This is a genomic window from Bradyrhizobium sp. USDA 3364, assembly GCF_054056355.1.
The window spans coordinates 7900914-7920211 of record NZ_JBSRYG010000002.1 but is presented as its reverse complement, the minus strand read 5'-3'; the positions used below and the strand labels follow the sequence as shown (position 1 = coordinate 7920211).

The 19298-nt window shown below is 61.8% G+C and carries 17 protein-coding genes and 1 pseudogene; 17 read left to right on the top strand and 1 reads right to left on the bottom strand.

Features of this window, described 5'->3' with window-relative positions; genetic code table 11:
- Positions 1-190: 190 nt before the first annotated feature.
- From ACVILL_RS37435 to ACVILL_RS37355, 17 genes and pseudogenes are all read left to right on the top strand, one after another.
- Entirely contained in the window at positions 191-1249 is a 1059-nt protein-coding gene (locus ACVILL_RS37435) for an ATP-binding protein (RefSeq protein ID WP_456733610.1), read from the top strand.
- The gene (locus ACVILL_RS37430) at positions 1179-3059 is read left to right on the top strand and encodes an ATP-binding protein (protein WP_456733609.1); all 1881 of its coding nucleotides are present in this window, start codon (positions 1179-1181) and stop codon (positions 3057-3059) included. The genes ACVILL_RS37435 and ACVILL_RS37430 overlap by 71 nt, the downstream gene beginning before the upstream one ends.
- A 128-nt stretch (positions 3060-3187) precedes the next feature.
- Entirely contained in the window at positions 3188-3385 is a 198-nt protein-coding gene (locus ACVILL_RS37425) for a thiamine pyrophosphate-binding protein (RefSeq protein WP_456733608.1), read from the top strand.
- Positions 3313-4899: a thiamine pyrophosphate-dependent enzyme gene (locus ACVILL_RS37420; RefSeq protein WP_456733607.1), complete on the top strand. Its 1587-nt coding sequence runs from the start codon at positions 3313-3315 to the stop codon at positions 4897-4899. The genes ACVILL_RS37425 and ACVILL_RS37420 overlap by 73 nt, the downstream gene beginning before the upstream one ends.
- An 855-nt stretch (positions 4900-5754) precedes the next feature.
- Positions 5755-6910 (top strand): annotated as a pseudogene (locus ACVILL_RS37415) (OpgC domain-containing protein).
- A 455-nt stretch (positions 6911-7365) separates the two neighbouring features.
- Positions 7366-9018, top strand: a complete 1653-nt coding sequence (locus ACVILL_RS37410) for a fatty acid--CoA ligase (RefSeq protein ID WP_456733606.1) — start codon at positions 7366-7368, stop codon at positions 9016-9018.
- A 38-nt stretch (positions 9019-9056) separates the two neighbouring features.
- Entirely contained in the window at positions 9057-9533 is a 477-nt protein-coding gene (locus ACVILL_RS37405) for a MaoC family dehydratase (protein WP_456733605.1), read from the top strand.
- Positions 9530-11230 carry an alpha/beta fold hydrolase gene (locus ACVILL_RS37400; RefSeq protein ID WP_456733604.1) on the top strand — a complete coding sequence of 567 codons (1701 nt, stop codon included), beginning with the start codon at positions 9530-9532 and terminating at the stop codon, positions 11228-11230. Before ACVILL_RS37405 ends, ACVILL_RS37400 begins: the two co-directional genes overlap by 4 nt.
- Positions 11196-12179, top strand: coding sequence for a poly(3-hydroxyalkanoate) depolymerase (phaZ, locus tag ACVILL_RS37395; protein WP_456733603.1), 984 nt, complete (start codon positions 11196-11198; stop codon positions 12177-12179). Before ACVILL_RS37400 ends, phaZ begins: the two co-directional genes overlap by 35 nt.
- Positions 12176-13393 (top strand): acyl-CoA dehydrogenase family protein, encoded by a 1218-nt coding sequence (locus ACVILL_RS37390; RefSeq protein WP_456733602.1) that lies wholly within the window; start codon positions 12176-12178, stop codon positions 13391-13393. The genes phaZ and ACVILL_RS37390 overlap by 4 nt, the downstream gene beginning before the upstream one ends.
- A gap of 140 nt (positions 13394-13533) precedes the next feature.
- On the top strand, positions 13534-14607 hold the full coding sequence (locus ACVILL_RS37385; RefSeq protein ID WP_456733601.1) for an alkene reductase: 1074 nt from the start codon (positions 13534-13536) through the stop codon (positions 14605-14607).
- A gap of 49 nt (positions 14608-14656) precedes the next feature.
- Entirely contained in the window at positions 14657-15505 is an 849-nt protein-coding gene (locus tag ACVILL_RS37380; RefSeq protein WP_456733600.1) for an NAD(P)H-binding protein, read from the top strand.
- Between the two features lie 18 nt (positions 15506-15523).
- Positions 15524-15889 carry a nuclear transport factor 2 family protein gene (locus tag ACVILL_RS37375; RefSeq protein ID WP_456733599.1) on the top strand — a complete coding sequence of 122 codons (366 nt, stop codon included), beginning with the start codon at positions 15524-15526 and terminating at the stop codon, positions 15887-15889.
- A 286-nt stretch (positions 15890-16175) separates the two neighbouring features.
- The gene (locus ACVILL_RS37370; protein ID WP_456733598.1) at positions 16176-16574 is read left to right on the top strand and encodes a DoxX family protein; all 399 of its coding nucleotides are present in this window, start codon (positions 16176-16178) and stop codon (positions 16572-16574) included.
- A 41-nt stretch (positions 16575-16615) separates the two neighbouring features.
- Entirely contained in the window at positions 16616-17488 is an 873-nt protein-coding gene (locus ACVILL_RS37365; protein WP_456733597.1) for a pirin family protein, read from the top strand.
- Positions 17489-17603: 115 nt separating this feature from the next.
- Entirely contained in the window at positions 17604-17771 is a 168-nt protein-coding gene (locus ACVILL_RS37360; protein WP_456733596.1) for a hypothetical protein, read from the top strand.
- Positions 17772-17886: 115 nt separating this feature from the next.
- On the top strand, positions 17887-18846 hold the full coding sequence (locus ACVILL_RS37355; RefSeq protein ID WP_456733595.1) for a LysR family transcriptional regulator: 960 nt from the start codon (positions 17887-17889) through the stop codon (positions 18844-18846).
- Between the two features lie 31 nt (positions 18847-18877).
- On the opposite strand, the gene ACVILL_RS37350 is transcribed toward ACVILL_RS37355, so the two are convergent.
- Positions 18878-19279, bottom strand: coding sequence for a DoxX family protein (locus ACVILL_RS37350; RefSeq protein WP_456733594.1), 402 nt, complete (start codon positions 19277-19279; stop codon positions 18878-18880).
- Between the last annotated feature and the right edge of the window lie 19 nt (positions 19280-19298).

The following is a 19298-nucleotide window of genomic DNA, read 5'->3' as shown; positions in this document are numbered from 1 at the left end:
TCTGTCGGCGAGAGGGAAGCGCCGGGCATTGTCGGTTGTGTGCAGTCCGCATGCTGGTCGCCGCGCGCTGGTCCCCTCAGATCCGCGCGGGGAGCCGAAAGCAAGCTGATGTCTATCGAGAACGCACGCTTGGGTTCCGCGCGGACCACTGAAAATCCAGGAAAAGCACCCCAAGCCCGTACCAACAGCCATGGCTGACGACGAGCCTCGTGGAAATCTGCGGTTTGGCCCCTTCGAGCTTTCGAGCCAGGAGAGGGCGCTTCGGCGCGACGGCGTGGCGCTGCCGCTCGGTAGCAGGGCCCTCGAGATCCTGATCTACCTTGCGGGGCGGCCGGGCAAGGTGATCGCGAAGCAGGAGTTGATCGATCACGTCTGGCCGGACGTGACGGTCGAGGAGGGGAGCATTCGGGTCCAGGTAGCCGCGATCCGCAAGGCGCTTGGCGACGGCCAATTCGGCAACCGCTACATCGCAAACATCAAGGGACGGGGTTACTCGTTCGTCGGCACATTGGCCTCCCTTGCAGGCGCCACGGAAAGCAGAACCGTCAGGTCCCGGCACCAAGGCAGGCTTCCGATGCGACCGATCATGATGATCGGGCGCGAGACGTTCGTCACTGAGATCGGCGACAGGCTTCTGACAGACCGGTTCGTGACGCTGCTCGGTCCCGGCGGCATCGGTAAGACAACCATCGCTCTGGCGGTCGGCCGCGTCGTCGCCGAGGCGTTCGGTGGCGAGATCTTTTTTGTGGACCTGGAAAGCCTCACCGATCCGCACCATGTTGCCGCGGCCGTTGCGACCTCCTTGGGGTTCTCACTCAAATCGAAAGATCCTGGCTCGGAGCTGGTCGACCTCATCCGGTCGCGGAAGCTCCTCATCATACTCGACAGCTGCGAGCATGTGATCGAGGCGGTCGCCGCGTTTGCCGAACAGCTCTACCAGCAAACGGAAGAGGTTCATGTTCTGACCACGAGCCGGGAATTGTTGAAAGTGGAGGGTGAGCATTGCTGCCGGGTTCTTCCTCTTGATTTTCCGCCAGGCGATTCGGAGCAAACGGCAAATGCAGTGCTGCGATATCCGGCAGTGCAGCTGTTCGTACGGCGCGTCGCAACGAGAGCAGGTCGTGTCGTTCTCTCCGACCAGGAGGCGCCATTCGTCGCGGACATATGCCGAAAGCTGGATGGGATTCCACTCGCGATCGAGCTGGCCGGCGGGGCAGGTCGCCGCCCTTGGCCTCAAGAACACGGTTGAGCTCCTGGTGTCGCGGCTGGAATTGCTGAGACTGAGCCATCGGACGGCAGTCGCCAGGCATCGAACGCTCAAGGCGACCCTGGATTGGAGCTACGATCTGCTGTCCGACGCAGAGAGGATCGTCTTTCGACGCATCGCTGCTTTCGTCGGACATTTCACTCTCGATGCCGCGCGGTCTGTCGCCGGAGAACCCGGTGTGGGCGCCGAGAACATATTCGACGCCGTCGCAGGGCTGGTTGAAAAGTCATTGATAACAACTCGCATCGATGTCGTCCAGGCGCAGTATCGGCTGCCGAACACGACCCGGGCATACGCGCTGGCAAAACTGGAGGAGCATGACGAAGTCGACATGGTCTTCGGCCGGCATGCGGAGTACCTCGCCGGACATCTCGAAGCGCTCAAGGAGGTTCTATCAGGTCTGCCGGGCGCCGAGAAAGTTGCGGCTTATTCCGACCAATTGAGCAACGTCCGTGCGGCGCTCGAATGGAGCTTTGGGGCGCGGGGCGATGCCGAGACGGCGACGAGACTGGCGGCAGCTTCCACGCAGGTGTTTCTGGAGCTGTCGCTGCTGATCGAATGCCAAGCATGGGCGGAGCGCGCAATGGCGGGCCTGCGAGGTCCGCATCAATACTCCCGCTTCGCCATGGAGATCTCCGCATCAATTCCGCTGGCCTTGATGCATACGGAGAGCAACGATCAACGCGTGCGGACTGCTTTCGCGAACGCGCTGGATATTGCAATCGAACAGGGCGATCTCGCTCACGAGCTGAGGGTTCTTAGCGGACTCTTCATGTATTCGCACTGGACCATGGACATCCGAGGTGCGAGCGAGATTGCCACCCGGAGCAAGAAACTGGCGTCGACAACGGGAAATCACGACGACATGGCGCTGGCGGAAGCAATGCTGGCGGCCTCCGAACATCTGTCGGGAAATCACCTCGCCACACAGCTACATTGCGAAGCGGGTCTCCGGCACCTGGCATCCAGACCACGCTCGCGAACGGAGCCATATCTCTTTCACTATACGAGCTTCCTGCTCGTCGGCATGACACGTTCTCTCCTGTACAGGGGCTTGCTCGACCAATCGCTGGACTATGCAAGGCGCGCCAGAGAGGAAGCCAAGAAGTCAGGCAACCCCGCTACATTATGCCGATCCCTGGCTTTGGTTCTTCCTGTGTTTCTGGCCATGGCGGACCTGAATCAATCAAATCAGCACATCGGTGAGCTGAGTGAGCTCTCCGTCGCGCATTCCCTGATGCCATATCGCGCCATTGCGGCAGGCTTGAAGGGCCAATGGCTGCTTCTTCAGGACAAGCGCATCGAAGCGATTCAATTGTTGAAGAAGGCCCTGGAAGAGCTTTACATCCAGCATCATGAGATGCTGAATATGGATTTTACCTGCGATCTGGCCGCCGCGCTTTCGGACCTCGGTGAGCATCAGCAGGCGCTGACCCTCACGGTGAATGCGATCGAGCAACAGCAGCGCGCCGAAAAACTGTTGCACATGCCCGCGCTGCTCAGGATGAAAGGGCTCGTCCTGGCGTCTCGATCTGCGGAGGATCGTCTCGACGCCGAAGAATGCCTGTTGTCGGCAATCGACTGGGCAAAACGCCAGTCCGCCACTTTGTTCGAATTGAAGGCCGCGACGGACCTGGCCGGGCTATTGCTGAAACAGGATCGCGTGCCGGAAGCATATGAATATCTCAGCGCGAGTCTCGATCGCGTGCCGGTCGAAGTTTCATTTCCTGCTCGCAACCGCGCGGTGCAAATGCTCAACCAACTCCAATCCGGAACCAAGGGCGCTGGCTGAGAGGCGCGCCACACGCAGGCGTGTGTCGTCGGCGCAGGCGGGTTCAAGTCGTCACATTCCGATCCAAGCCGCAGCAGGTCGGTCGGGTGCACGCTGTGGCGGAATCGGTACAGCCAGGGTTTGACGTCATGGGCAAGCTTGTCGCGGATATCATTGTCGAAACGTTGCAAAGCGCAGGCGTCAAACATTGTTACGGCGTCGTCGGTGACACCCTCAATCTGATTGCTCGCTCGCTCGAAAAAAGCGAGATCGAGTGGATCTCGATGAGACACGAGGAGGCAGGAGCGTTCGCCGCGCAGGCGGAGGCACAACTCCGGATCGTCTGACGGCGGTCGCCGGTAGCTGCGGACCCGGAAGCCTGCACTTCATCAACGGCATCTTCGAGGCCAATCGCAATCGTGCGCCCGTCATACTGATCGCAAGTCAGATCATTCGCGATGAATTGGGCTTCGATTTCATCCAGGAGGTCGACTTCAAGCAGGTCTACAGGGATTGTAGCGTTTTCTGCGACATGATCCATACCCCGGAACAGGCGCGCCGGAAGACGGTGATCGCCTGCCAGACGGCTCTGGCGAAACGCGGTGTTGCCGTTCTGATCGTGCCGGCGGATATCTCCGCCGCGAGCGTTAATGACAAAATCCCCTATGCGGTACAGGTAGCGAGGCCCATCACCAGGCCGAACGATACGGATCTTGATGAGATCGCAGAGATACTCAACTCGAGCGAAAACGTCGTCCTGTACGGTGGTTCAGGCTGTCAGGGGACGCATCAGGAGATACTCGCGGTCGCCAACAGGCTGAAGGCGCCGATTGCGCATACGTCGCGGGCCAAGGATTTTCTCGAGTTTGACAATCCCTACAACATTGGAATGACCGGGATGCTCGGCAACGAGGCCGGCTACCATGCCGTGCTGGACTGCGACGCGTTGCTGATGCTGGGCGCGGACTTTGCCTGGCGGCAATTCTACCCCGACAAGGCCAAGATCGTGCAGGTCGATATCGACCCGACCCACTTGGGACGGCGTCATCCGATCACGAAGGGCGTCGTCGGCGATGTGAGGGCGACACTGGAGGCTTTGCTGCCGAAGCTGGTCGAGCGCACCGACGCCTCGTTCCGGAGCGCGTATGTGATGCGCTACGCGAAATATCGGGAAGCTGAAGGGGCCAAGGTTGCTGCCGGTCACGATGGCAGTATTCCCGGAAGCTATCTGACGCAGGTGATCAGCCGGCATGCGGCAAAGGATGCGTTGTTCACGGCCGATGACGGCACCCCGGCCGCCTGGGCCTATCGCCATGTCGAGGCGAACGGGCAGCGCCGCATGTTCGCCAGCCTGCTTCATGGAACGATGGCCAACGGCATGCCGTCGTCCATCGGGCTCCAGAAGACGGAACCCGGCCGCCAGGTCATATGCATGGCAGGCGACGGTGGAATTTCGATGCTGTTCGGAGACCTGATGACGGTCGTCTCAGAGGAGTTGCCCATCAAGATTGTCGTCTATGACAACGGCAAGCTTGGCTTTGTCGAGATCGAGCAAAAGGCCGAGGGCATGCTCGATACCTTCACGAAGTTGAAGAATCCGAACTTCGCCGGCGTGGCGCGTGCGCTGGGCCTCTGGGGCCAGACCGTTTCGAACGCAGACGAACTGGAGACCGCGGTCAGGGATTGGCTGGCGCAGCCGGGACCGGCGCTTCTGCACGTACACGTCAACCCGATGCAGCTCGTCATGCCGCCATTCATGCAGGTCGAGCCCGCAATCGGGATGGCGCTCTATTCCGCTCGCGCCGTCCTGCACGGTCGCGGAGGCGACGTCTGGGAAATGGTGAAGGAGACTTTCCTCTAGTCGAGGTCGCCGTCCCTCAGCAGCGGTGTGGCGTGCCGATCGCTTTCGCCGCACGACGTGAGAGCGGCCAGGCATTGCCGTCATGGGTCGATCGAGATTGCCGAAATTGCCGGAGCCGTCGGCTTTGCCTATTGCAAGGTATTTTGCCGTTGTCGGGGGCGCACTCGCCGTTCTTCTGCTGATAGCCGGCTGGTCCTTGCCGGCGCTGCCGGGCAGGTTTTCCGATCGGCCCGACAGCACCGGCGCGGCCGCCATCCGGATTGCATCCGCGCGAAAATGGCCGGAGAAGATCGTCCTGGATACCAGCCAGCCGACATTCTTTCCGCCATCCATCGAAGCGGCGTCGGCCAGGGACCCGGTCGAGCGTCTGCTCGATGACAGGACCGATCAACCGGTCGTCGTCCCTCAGGCCGACGCGGCAGCGAAGCCGGATGTTCGGCTCGTTGCCGAGCATCCGCCCGCGCGAGCCAGGCACAGAAGGTCCAGGGCAATTCCATCGGTTCGTGTGGCAAGAGTTCGCAGTCGCAATGACCTCCAGGGACCGGCCGAGGCATGCTGCTGGTTTGAGCCGATGGACAGGCGGGCACCATCGAGACCTGGCTCGCGCAGTCGGGTAGCGCGTCGTGACTCATGGACAGGCTGGTATTTTCCGGAAGAAAATTGAAACGGATTGCCCCGCCGGCCGCGTCTCATGTCTTTCTGTCGACCTCACATCCAACATGCGCACGATTGTACAATACGGGCAGTCATGGGCCGATATGCTCGGAGTGAAGGCGGGCTCTGAACGCATAAACGGAGGCGCCGCGCAGGCAAATCGTCGGTGGAAGAGATGGGCAAAGCTCCGGTGCATTGACGATGAAGATTCTCGCGACGCTCCCGACGAGGGGCCGGGATTCTCCGGCTCGACCTTTTCCGAGGTGTGGCAAATTGGGGAATCTTCCTCGACCATATCCCCAGCAACATCGTGAACTGGGTGACGACGCGGAACTACGGCTTCAGCGATGCTGCGGATCTGTTCATCTTCATTTCCGGCTACACTGTCGCCTTCGTCTTTGCGCGGATGATGCTCGAACGCGGGTTCATCATCGGCGCGACGAGGCTTCTGAAGCGGGTCTGGCAGATCTATGTCGCGCACGTCTTTCTGTTCGTGCTCTATCTCGCCGAAATAGGATATGTCGCGCAGAGGTCCGGTAACTCCGGTTTCACCGACGACTTCAACATAAGGGGCTTCCTCGAAAATCCCGCGCAGTTCCAGTTCGAGGGGCTGATACTGCGCTTCAAGCCGATGAACATGGATGTGCTGCCGCTTTAAATCGTGCTGATGGGCGTTTTCCCGCCGATACTGTGGCTGATGCTGCGCAGGCCCAATATGACCCTCGCTGCTTCGGGTGTGCTCTATGCGGCGGCTAGGCATTTCGGCTGGAACGTTTCGGCCTATCCAACCGGTCTCTGGTACTTCAATCCATTCGGATGGCAGTTTCTGTTCACGTTCGGGGCCTGGTTTGCCATTGGCGGATCGGGGCAGGCAATGCCGTTCATCCGGTCGCGTACCGCGATGGTGCTCGGCACTGCCTATCTTCTGTTCGCTCTGCTGATGACAATGGCGGCCCGGTTTGACGAACTACGGGCACTGATCCTGCCGGAGATCTACGACGCCTTCAATCCGAACGACAAGACCAACCTCGTACCTTATCGCCTGCTGCACTTCGTCGTGTTCGCGTTCTTCGTCGTTCGTGTGCTGCCACGCGATTGGCCGGGGCTGGAATGGGCGATCTTTCAGCCGGCAATCAAATGCGGTCAGCAGTCGCTCGAAGTGTTTTGCGCCGGGATATTTCTGTCCTTTGCCGCACATGTCGCGCTGGTCGAGGTCTCTGGCGCGATCTGGATGCAGATCGTGGTCGGCATTGTCGGGATCCTGATGATGACCGCGCTGGCGTACTACCGCTCCTGGTCGAAAAGCGCAGACAAAACGCCGGCGAAGGCCAAGCCGGCCGCCGCGGCCGCAGGTTGAGCGCCACGGGGCGCGGAGTTCGGAACACGGCTTGCAATGAAGCGGTCACGATTTCAAGCATCGATCCAGATCGTGCTTCTGTCGTCATTTCGAGGCCGGCCCTCGCATCGCCAAAACGGTGACGGATAGCAGCGTCTCTCGCCTGGTTCGAAGCTTCTGCCACCCGTCGTCCGGACAGGGTAACAGTTTTTCCGATCGCCCGCAGGCTTGGGCAGTCGAGGCTCCTGCATCTCCTGGACGGCAAATTGCAGCAGTTTTATTCAAGACCTCATCCCTGACGACGGGCAACTTGTCCGGCTAGGACCCGCTTGTCGTCCGTTTCAGACCTTCACAAGCACCGAGCCACGCGAGGCTCGAGGCTGGCGTCGTGCGGTGCAAGGCAGACCTAGCGATCCGCCCACTCAGAATGGCGGACGCCGAGACGGCCGGAGGAAGACAACTCGAGGGAGGCTGCCATGGTAGGAAGGCTGATTCAGACCACCAAATCAGCTTATCAATATCCGTTGATCTTCAAGCAATTGTGGCACACGCCGCGCGTGCAGGCTCCAGATCAGGAGATTGTCTATCGCGATCTGAAGCGCTTCACCTACCTCCAGATCAAGGAGCGGATTGGCCGTCTCGCATCGGCCCTGAGCAAAGCCGGTGTCGTGCCCGGTGAAACCGTGGGCGTCCTTGACTGGGACAGTCACCGCTTTCTCGAAGCGTTCTTCGCGATCCCGATGATGGGAGCCGTGTTGCAAACGGTGAATGTCCGTTTGTCACCCGAGCAGATCGCCTACACGATCGATCATGCCGGAGCTTCGACGCTTCTCGTCTACGATGAGTTCGTCGGATTGGTGGCGGGGTTGAAGGCCCAGTTGCCGAAGGTCAAGAGGCTGATCGTGATGTCGGACCGACCTGCGCCAAAGACGGAGAACCTGTCCTTTGTCGGCGAATATGAGAGCCTGCTGGCAGCCGCCGCGCCTGACTACGACTTCCCCGATTTCGACGAGAACACCCAGGCGACCACCTTCTACACGACCGGCACGACCGGGCTGCCCAAGGGGGTCTATTACAGCCATCGGCAGCTCGTTTTGCACTCGATCTGCGGCTTGGCCCTATTCGGTATGGCAGGCACACAGGGCCGGTTCTCGCGTGACGACGTTTACATGCCGATCACACCGATGTTTCACGTTCATGCCTGGGGGTTCCCTTGGTCGGCGACGCTCGCCGGGGTCAAGCAGGTCTATCCAGGGCGCTACGAGCCGGCGTTGCTGGTCAAGCTGATCAAACGTGAAGGCGTCACCTTCACTCATGGCGTGCCGACCATCCTGCAGATGCTGCTCGACGCGGCGGCCGCGGAAAATGTCGACTTGAACGGTCTCAAGATGGTGATTGGCGGTTCGGCGCTGCCGAAGGCATTGGCAAAGCGGGCGCTCGCTGCGGGCATCGATATCTTCGCCGGCTATGGGATGTCGGAGACGGGACCGCTTGCCGCTGTGTCCCATGTCAGGTCGAAGGACCTTACCGGCGATCCGGACGGAGAGGTCGAGTTCCGTGCCAGGGCCGGCATCGCCGGGCCGCTGGTGGACCTGCGCATCGTCGACACCGACATGAACAACGTGCCGCATGATGGCAAATCCGCCGGCGAGATCGTGATGAGGTCGCCATGGCTTACCCAGGGTTACTTCAACAATCCCGAAGGCTCGGAGCAACTCTGGGCTGGAGGTTACCTGCACACCAGCGATATCGCCGTGGTCGACGCCAATGGCTCTGTCCACATCACCGACCGCATCAAGGACGTGATCAAGACCGGCGGCGAATGGGTCTCGTCGCTGCAGATCGAGGACCTGATCTCGCAATGCGCGGGCGTTGCAGAGGCGGCCGTCATCGGCCTCAAGGATGACAAATGGGGTGAGCGGCCGCTCGCCCTCGTGGTCAAGCGGGCGTCCGATGCGAATGGCGTCAGCGACGCCGACATCAAGGACCATCTCAAGGTGTTCGCCGACCAGGGCGTCATTTCGAAATACGGCATCCCGGCGCAGATCATCTTCATCGACAGTATTCCCAAGACAAGCGTCGGCAAGATCAACAAGAAGGAGCTGCGCGAGCGATACGGTAACATGTGACGATCCGAATGCAGCCGCGAACGATCGAGGAGGAGACATTGAGCAACCTCACCCTTGCCGGGTTGGGCGAAAGAGTAGGCCAGGAACTCGGCGTTTCTGATTGGGTTACGATCGACCAGGCGCGCATCGACAGCTTTGCGTCCTGTACCGGCGATCAGCAATGGATCCACGTCGACGTCGAACGGTCAAAACGGGAAAGTCCCTTCCGCGGCCCGATCGCACACGGTTATCTGACGCTCGCGATGGTGGCCCCGCTGGCGATGGAGATCGGTGTCATCCCGAGTGACGCCGCGGCGGGGCTGAACTACGGGATCGACAAGGTTCGCTTCCTGGCGCCGGTGTCGGCTGGTGCGCGTGTAAGGCTACGCGTCGTGCTCGCCGGGATTGAGCCAAGAGACGGCGGACACATTATGAAGACCCTGAACACACTGGAAGTGGAGGGGTCGGAAAAGCCTGCCCTGATCGCCGAGACACTGGCGCTTCTGATCCCTGCAACGGGAGCACGACGGCAATGAGCACGGACAAGCCCGAACAAATCCCGCCAATGGAGGGGATCTTCGAAGAAGCATCCCGAAATACGCTGGCACTCAACCCCCTTGTCGGTATTCGGGGGGAGGACCTCGCCGAGAGCGCCGGCGTCCTGTTCAAGGCCATCGTCAACGAGCCGAAGGTCGCCGCCGAGCAATGGCTCTCTTTTCTCGGCGAACTCGGTGCCATCGTCGCCGGCAAGTCCGAACGAGCGCCGCAAGCCGGCGACAGACGATTTTCCGATGCTACCTGGAAGGAGAGTGCGCTGCACGGCGGGATGCTCAAGGCCTATTTGGCCTGGGGCGATGCCGTCAGCGGCTTCGTCGACAAGACCAGCCTGAGCGACATCGACAAGGCGCGAGCGCATCTGGTTACGGAAATCCTGATAGATGCGGTCGCGCCGACCAATGCCATGCTGACCAATCCGGCGGCGATGCGCAAATTCGTGGACAGCGGCGGCCGCAGCGTCTGGCTGGGGCTGAAGAACTATTTCGATGACCTCACCAAAAACGGCGGCATGCCATCGATGGTGGATCAAAGCGCGTTCAAGGTCGGCGAGAACCTTGCGACGACTCCAGGCGCCGTGATTTTTCGCAACGAGCTGTTGGAGCTGATCCAATACACGCCGGTGACGCCGAAGGTATGGAAGCGGCCGCTGGTCATCACTCCGCCGCAGATCAACAAATACTACGCGCTCGATCTGTCGCCCGACAAAAGCATGGTCCGCTTCCTGCTCGAGAGCGGCATTCAGGTCTTCTGCGTGAGCTGGCGCAATCCGACAGCGGCCAATCGCGAATGGGGACTCGACAGCTACGTCGCCGCGCTCGACGAAGCCGTCGACGCTGCGCGCGAAGTGAGCGGCAGCGACGATATCTCGATGATGGGATCCTGCTCCGGCGGGATCACGTCGACGGCCTATTTCGCAACGCTCGGCAGCGCTGGCGAGAAGATCAAGAATATGGTGCTCGCGGTCTGCCTGCTCGATCCGAACACCGCCGACGAGAGCGCATTCGGCTGCCTGATGACGCCGGAGACGATGCACGCGGCCAAGGAAACCTCCCGGCTGCGCGGCATGGTCGACGGTCACGAGCTGGCACGGATGTTCGCGTGGATGAGACCAAACGACCTGATCTGGAATTACTGGGTCAACAACTACCTGCTCGGCAACCAGCCGCCGGCCTTCGACATACTGTACTGGAATGCCGATACGACCCGGCTTCCAGCCGGTCTGCATGGCGATTACCTGGATCTCTATTTCACCAACCCGTTCGTCAACACCGGCAAGCTCACGCTGAACGGCAAGGCGATCGACATGAGCAAAACCAGGGTCGACAGTTACGTGGTCGCCGGCATGACCGACCACATCACGCCCTGGAAGGGCGTACACAAGACCGCCCAGATCATGGGCGAGGGGACGACCTTCGTGCTGTCGAACAGCGGCCACCTCCAGAGCTTGATCAACCCGCCGGCCAATCCGAAGGCCTCCTTCATGATCGGATCCGTCAATCCAGCCGGCCCGGACGCCTTCGTGGCATCGGCAGAGAAGCACAAGGGAAGCTGGTGGCTCGACTGGCGCGATTGGCTGCAGGCGCGATCGGGCGAGGAGGTTGCGGCACCAGCGTCGCTGGGTAGCGAGCGCCATCCCGTCCTTGCCGCGGCTCCGGGGACCTACGTCTTTGACTAATAACCCGACAGGAGGGAACCGGGGCGCGGCGCTGGAGATCGAGACGCGGCAAATCGCGGTCGACGGTCAGTTGCTCCAAATTGCCATCAGGCACGGCAGCGATCGGCAGCCGCCGCTGTTGCTGTTTAACGGCATCGGCGCCAATTGGGAGTTGGCGAAGCCCTTCCTGGAAGCGCTCACGAGCACGACCGCCATCATCTTTGACGTGCCTGGCGTCGGCGGTTCACCGAGGCCGCTGTTGCCGTATCGCCCATCGACATTGGCCCGGCTTGCCGCGGCGCTCGCGGCGGAGCTCGGCTACACGCAGATCGACGTCGCCGGCGTGTCCTGGGGCGGTGGAATAGCGCAGCAGTTCGCGCATCAATATCCAAAGCTGTGTCGGCGGCTGGTGTTGGCCGCGACCGCGCCCGGTTTCACGATGGTGCCGGCAAGCCCCTCGGTGTTGTGGAAAATGGCGACGCCGCGCCGCTACACCGACAAGGACTACATGAACAGGATCTCTGCGGACATCTACGGAGGAGCCTTTCGCCACGACACGTCCTTGATCGGTCGCCATGCGGCCGCGATGCGTGGCGCGCGCAACCTCGGCTATTTGTATCAGCTCCTTGCGATGAGCGGCTGGACCAGCCTGCCGTGGTTGTGGTCGCTGCCGCAGCCGACGCTCGTTCTGATGGGCCGCGACGATCCGCTGGTCCCTCCGGTCAATGGTCACATTCTGGCGGGCCTGATCCCGAACGCCGAACTGCGGATGATCGACGACGGGCACCTGTTCATCGTGACGCGGCCGGCGGAAACCGCCGCCCTGATCGAGGCATTTCTGGCCGATGCGAGCGAGCAGGTTGAGCCGGTATCGCCGCTCTCACGAATGGCCGATTGGTTCAAAGGTCTCGTTTCGACGTTCGGAGTGCGCTCCGATGTCCAGGCGCAGCGAGAGGGGAGGGACCGATGACGACCGAGCAGGCAAAATCGACCGGAAAAACGGACTACATGCCGCCTCCGATCGAAGGCGATTTCTACCGGATCGCCGCTGTGCTGAACGATGGCGAGCGGGAACTGCTCAAGCGGGTTCGCGCGTTCACGGAAGGCGTCATCGCGCCAGTCATCGAGGATTACTGGGGCCGCGATGCATTTCCCTTCGAGATCATCCCGAAGATGGCGGAAGTCGGTATCGGCGGGGTGGGCTATCAGGGATACGGCGCCGCCGGCGGCAACTGGTTGCTGAACGGCTTGGTCTCGATGGAGCTGGCGCGGGTCGACGCGTCGGTCGCGACGTTCTGGGGCGTGCACACCGGCCTGTCGGCCGGGTCGATCTATTTGTGTGGCGACGAGCAGCAGAAGCAGCGTTGGCTGCCGCCGATGATGCGCTTCGACAAGATCGGCTCGTTCGGCCTGACCGAGCCGCTGGTGGGGTCGGCGACGTCGGGTGGAATGACGACGAGCTGCCGCCGCGAGGGCGACGTCTGGGTTCTCAACGGCCAGAAGAAGTGGATCGGCAATGCCACCTTCGCCGACATCAATGTGATCTGGGCACGCGAGGAAGGCTCGAACCAGGTCAAGGGCTTTGTAGTAGGTAAGGAAAACCCAGGCTTCTCGGTCGAGAAGATCAAGACCAAGATGGCATTACGGGTCGTGCAGAACGGCTTGATAACCCTGAACGACTGCCGCGTTCCCGAGGCCGACCGCCTGCAGAACGCCAACTCATTCAAGGACACTGCCAAGGTTCTGCGAATGACGCGCACCGGCGTGGCGTGGTTTGCGGTGGGTTGCCAGATGGGAGCCTACGAGCATGCGCTGCGCTATGCGACGGAGCGGAAGCAGTTCGGCAGGCCGATCGGCGGATTCCAGCTGGTGCAGGATCTGCTGGTGCGCATGCTTGGCAACGTCACCGCGACCCAGGCGATGATGCTGCGTCTTGCACAGCTCCAGGACGAAGGCGTGATGCGCGACGAGCATGCTTCGCTCGCCAAGGCGTTCTGCACGGTCAAATGTCGTGAAACTGTCGGCTACGCGCGCGAATTGCTGGGCGGAAACGGCATCCTGCTCGAGAACCACATCGGACGCTTCGTAGCCGATGCCGAAGCAATCTATTCCTATGAGGGCACAAGAGAGATGAACACGCTGATCGTCGGCAAGTCGATCACGGGCCTGAGCGCCTTCGTCTAACGCTGGGATGGCAGGGTGAATCTGCGGACGTCGTATCTGACATACCGATGGGTCCCATCTGAATAAGCCGGGTTATCGGATTGCGGTGCGATCCCTAGTTGTTCCTCGTGTGTCATCAAGCGCGCTGTCGAGGAAAAACCATGAAGCAATCATTTACGCCCGTCCGTGTCGGACGCTATACGCTGCCAAACCGTCTGGTCATGGCCCCGATGACCCGCAGCCGCGCGAAGCTAGACGGCACGCCGGGAGAACTGGCTGCCGAATATTATTCGCAACGCGCCGGCGTCGGCCTGATCGTCACCGAAGGTACCCAGCCTTCCGATGATGGCCAGGGTTACCTGGCGACGCCAGGCATCTACAGCCCGGCGCATGTCGCAGGTTGGAACAAGGTGTCCGCCGCCGTGCACGACAAGGGCGGCCGTATCTTCATCCAGCTCATGCACGCCGGGCGGATGTCGCATCCCGACAATACGCCGCATCATCGCCAGGCCGTGGCGCCCTCCGCGATTGCCCCGAGCGGGCAGATGTTCACCGCGACGGGGATGCAGGACATGCCCGCGCCGCGCGCGCTAACGACCGAGGAAGTGCGCCGGACCGTCGGCGACTTCCGCCATGCGGCGCGCAGCGCCATTGAGGCCGGCGCCGACGGTGTCGAGATTCACGGCGCCAACGGCTATCTGGTCCAGCAGTTCTTCGCCCCGAACGCCAACACGCGCACCGATGAATTTGGCGGCTCGATCGCGAACCGCGCCCGCTTCGCCATCGAAGTCGCCACCGCGGTGGCCGGGGAAATCGGCGCGGACAGGACCGCCATCCGCCTGTCGCCCGGCACCCCCACGGGGGGCATCGACGAAGGCGCGGAAGGCCCGGCGCTCTACCGCTATCTGGTCGCCGAACTTGACAAGCTCGGTCTTGCCTACCTGCACGTCTTGCATGCAGGCGACGAGAAACTGGTGGGCGACATCCGCGCGCTGTGGAAGCAGCCGCTGATCGTGAATCGGCCCGGCCGTGCGCGCGACGGGATCGGCGCCGACGTGGCGTCGGGATTGGCCGATCTCGAAGCCTACGGCCAGCTGGTCCTCGCCAATCCGGATTTTGTCACACGGGTGAAGACCGGTGCGCCGCTCAACGAAGCGGATCGCACCAGTTTCTTTGGCGGCACCTCGCAGGGCTACACCGATTATCCTGCGCTCGAGGCGGCCACGGCAGCGTAGGGCGCGTGCTCTCCCGCAAACGCTATTGGAGGTTGACGTGAAAATAGGTGTGAGTGGCGCCAGCGGCCATTTGGGCAGAGCCGTCGTTTCGGAATTGCTACCGCGTGCCGGTGGGCACGAGGTCGTATCCATCACGCGCACACCTGAAACCGTCTCCGGATCGGCTCACGCCCGATTCGGAGACTACGACCAGCACGAAAGGCTCGCGGAGGCCTATGCGGGTCTCGATCGTCTGCTCATCATCACCACCCTAGCTCCGGAGCCCGGAAAGCGCGGGAGGCAGAACGTCGCGGCCATCGATGCGGCGGTGAAGGCGGGTGTCAGACATATCGTCTTCGTGTCGGCGGTGGGCACGCGGCAGGAGGAGGAGCCGGCGCGTGGCGCCTCCTACTGGCGCGGCGAACAGCATCTGATCGCCACGGCGCCGGCGTGGACCATCCTGCGGATGAACTTCTATGCCGAGGCTTTCGTGCAGCTGGCGCAGGCGGCGCTGGGTCAGGGCGTGCTGACGGGGCTGGCCGAGAACCGGGCTGCTTTCGTTGCGCGCGATGACGTGGCGGCCGCCGCAGCCGGAATCCTGATCGGCGACGGCCATGCCGGCGCGATCTACAACGCCACCGGACCCGAGCGCCTGTCGGGTGCGGAGCGCGCGGGCCTCGTTGCCGAAATCACCGGCCGGCCGCTCGCGTTCCGCGTCATCACGGAAGCGAAACTGCGCGCCGGGCTGACGCAGGCGGGTCTGCCGACGGGCGCCGTCAACATCGTCACCGGGATCCAGGAGAGCTTTGCTGCAGGTACGTTCGACATCGTGACCGGCGACGTCGAGCGGCTTGGTGGCCGGCCGCCCAAGCCGCTCCGCGACGTGCTTGCCGCCGCGCTGAAATCTCCCTCGGCCTGAACGAACCGAAGAAAGACCATGCCCCAGACCGCATCGACCTTATCGCTTCGCAATCTCCAAGAGGTGTTCGGTGAGATCGACCCAGTGCGCCGCCGCGCAGCGATCGATGAGATCTTCCACGACGACGCTGTGTTCTACGAACCGAACGGCGCTTACCGTGGCCGTGACGAGATCGACCGCATCGCTGGCGTGATCAAGGCTACTCATCCTGACTTCCACTATCAGCCGCTCTCTCCGCCTGAGGAGATCGGCGATGGCTGTCGGGTCCGGTGGGTATCGGGTAGCCCTGGCAAGCCGCCCGCTTACGCCGGAACCGATTTCCTCATCGTGCGGGACGGCAAAATTGCCGCCCTCTATCTCTTCTTTGACAAGCTCCCGACCTGAATGTCGCGGTGGCGACGTTGCTCTGCCGCCGCAACCCGAATTGACAACCATCATGGCCACCCAAGGCGGACCACGTCCGAACAGGCGTGAGCGCCTTGCGACATCGCGCCTCTGGCCTACCTCTCGATCACGGGCCGTGCGGAAAACATCCTTCACTTCGGGTCGCGCAGCAGCGGTCGTATATCTGTAGAACAGATGGATCTTATCTGAATAAATCGGCTGTTGCGATGAGAGTCGGGGTCTTAGCGTGTCCTCACTTTCAACCTCACACCCAATGGAGATCAACATGAGTGCAGTTTCTATCCAATCATCCCGTCCTTCCCGTCGTATCGGCGCCTGGACATTGCAGGGCATCATCGCCGCAGCTTTCCTGGCCGCCGGCGCCGCCAAACTGGCCGGCGTTCCCTTCATGGTCGACCTGTTCGAGCAGGTCGGACTCGGCCAAGGGTTTCGCATCGTGACCGGCGTCGTCGAAGTGGTCGGCGCCGTCGCGCTGCTAGTTCCCGGCCTGGCTTCGCTCGGCGCGCTGTGGCTCGGCGGCACCATGGTCGGCGCTGTCGCGACCCATCTGTTCATCCTGCATACCAGTCCGATCCCGGCGGTCGTGCTCGGCGTTCTCAACGCGCTGGTTGTCTACCTGCGCCGCGATGAACTCGTTGCCTTGCTTCGCCGGGTCAACGGCTGAGCTTTGAGACCGAGCGATGGTCAAAGCTTAGGAGAACGACAATGAAGACCGATGCAGTGTTCACGCATTCGAACCGCGATGAAGAGATTTCCCGGCAGATTGTTCTGCGCACGCGTGGACACTCGCATGGGCGCGTCACCCGGCTGGTCAGTCCGGGTGACGTCGGGGAACTGATCAAGCCGTTCGTGTTTCTCGACTACTTCGAGGCCGATCCGGCGACCGCTCCCAAATTCGGCTTTCATCCCCATTCGGGAATTGCGACGCTGACCGTCATTCTGACCGGGCAAGCCTTCTACAAGGAGACCACGGGCCGGGAAGGTGTCATCGAGACCGGCGGTGTCGAATGGATGCGCGCCAGCAGCGGCGTCTGGCATACCGGCGGAATGTTTGGCACCGAGCGGATCAAGGGCCTTCAGCTCTGGATCGCGATGTCGCCCGAACTCGAACTTGCCGAACCCGAAAGCCAATACCTCGGCGCTTCCGACTTCCATTTTGTCGGTCCGGCGCGGGTTATCGCCGGCGAATACGACGGTGTGAAAAGCATCGTCGCATCGCCTCAAGGCATCACCTACCTCGATGTGCACCTCAAGGCCGGCGAACGCTGGACCTTTCATCCGGCCAGGGGGCACGAGGTCGCCTGGATCGCGTCGCATCAGGGCATCGTGACGACGCCTGAGCAGGTATCGGCGGGCGAACTCGTTGTGTTCGAGGCGGGCGACCAGGCGATCGCGTTCGAAGCGCTGTCCGATGCCGGCTTCATCCTCGGCTCCGCGGTCAAGCACCCCTACGACCTCGTGACCGGCCACTACTCCGTGCACACCAACGCGGATGCGCTGCGCATCGGCGAGAGCAACATCGCCGATATCGGCCGGCGGCTGCACAACCAGGGTGTCCTGGCGGGCGCAAGAGGCTGAAGCGATTGGCTCGGTTGAAGACGTAAACGAATGGAGCAAACCAATGTTTGGATCAGATCGAGTTCAGCTTTTGCGACGTATGGCTAGGGGCCGGCCGTGGAGCTCCGATCAGCGCTTGCCGCTCCGACCGGACCATTTCCCGGTCGAGGCCAAAGGCCGCGACATCGTCACACCGCAAGGTCTCACGATCGCGGTGGCCAGCGATCCCGCGATGAGCGAGGAGATCGTCCGGCGCCTGAACAACAGCGATCGGAGCGACCAAGAGGATCAATGGGCGCTCTGACCGGAGCCCACGGTCGCAGGAAAGGGCTCACGGTCGGAGTTCACCGGTTGATATGACCGCCAATCGGGCAGTAGAATCTAGGGTTTAGTATCGGTCTGGTCGATAGGTAGGTTCCATGCTCGACACCGTCTCTCTCGACCAATTGCGCACCTTCATCGCCGCGGTCGATGAAGGAAGCTTTTCTGCCGCCTCTCGCAGGCTGCTGCGCGCACAGTCTGTCGTGAGCGCGGCCATCAGCAAGCTCGAGGAACAGATCGGCGTGCAGTTATTCGACCGCGCCGGCCGCTACCCCAAACTCACCGCGGCGGGATCGGCCGTTCTGGGCGATGCGCGCAGCATTATCGCAGGCGTCGACCAGCTGAAGGCCCGGGCGAAGGGCATGTCTGATGGTCTGGAGCCGGAATTGTCCGTGGTGATCGATGTCTTCTATCCGATCGACGCGATTACCCAGGTGGCCAAGGAGTTTCGGCAGAACTACCCGGGCGTCGCGCTTCGCATCTATGTCGAGGCGCTCGGCGGAGCCATTCAGCCCGTGCTCGACGGCCGTTGCAGCATCGGCGTGATCGGATCGCTGCCGGTGATTCCGGATACGCTGGCCTATGAGCGGTTACCCGGCATCGTGTTTCTGATGGTCGCCGCCCGCGACCATGCGCTGGCTTCCTACCGCGGCAAGATTCCCAAAGAGGCGCTTGCCAAACATACTCAGATCGTTCTCACCGACAGGTCGGAACTGTCTTCGGGACGCGAATTCGGCGTCATGTCGTCTTCGACCTGGCGGCTTGCCGACCTGTTTGCCAAGCATCATTTCTTGCTCAAGGGTCTCGGGTGGGGCGGCATGCCGCTGCATGCCGTGCGCAAGGATCTGGAAGCGGGGCGCCTTTCCGCATTGTCGATCGAGGACGTGCCTCCGGATGGCTTGGTGCTGCCGATGTCGGCGGTGTGGCAAACCAAATCACCGCCGGGACCCGCCGGCCGATGGTTTGTCGATCGCCTGAAGCAATTTCCGGCGGATGCCGGCAAGGTGCCGAAGCCGCCGGTGACGAGAAAGAAGGCGAAACGGTCTGCGAAAGCCTAGCCGACCAGCCTCGAGTCAGTCCCTCAAGTCGTCACGCCCTGACAGTTTTCAGATTGCGCGCGTCCAGGCTGAAGCGTCCGGCGCCGAAGTGCGCGATCTGCAACAGCCCGCCGACGATCATGATGTTCTTGAGAAAATGGATCATCTGATTCTGATCGGCGAAATTCCGGTGAAAGAAGATCGCCGTTGCCAATGTGAACACGGCCACGCCGAGCGCAACCGTTCGCGCACGAAAACCAAGCACCAGCAGCAGACCGCCGCCGATCTCGAAGGCAACGGCAATCGCCCAGCCAAGGGGGGCAAGCGGCAAGCCGACACTGCCGATATAGGCCGTCGTTGCCGCATAGGTGGTTAGCTTGCCAACGCCGCTCATGAGAAACGGCAGGCCGATAAGCAGGCGGCCAAGCAGCGGCAGAAACCTCGTAACGTCCATATTCAGCTCTCCTTGCAGG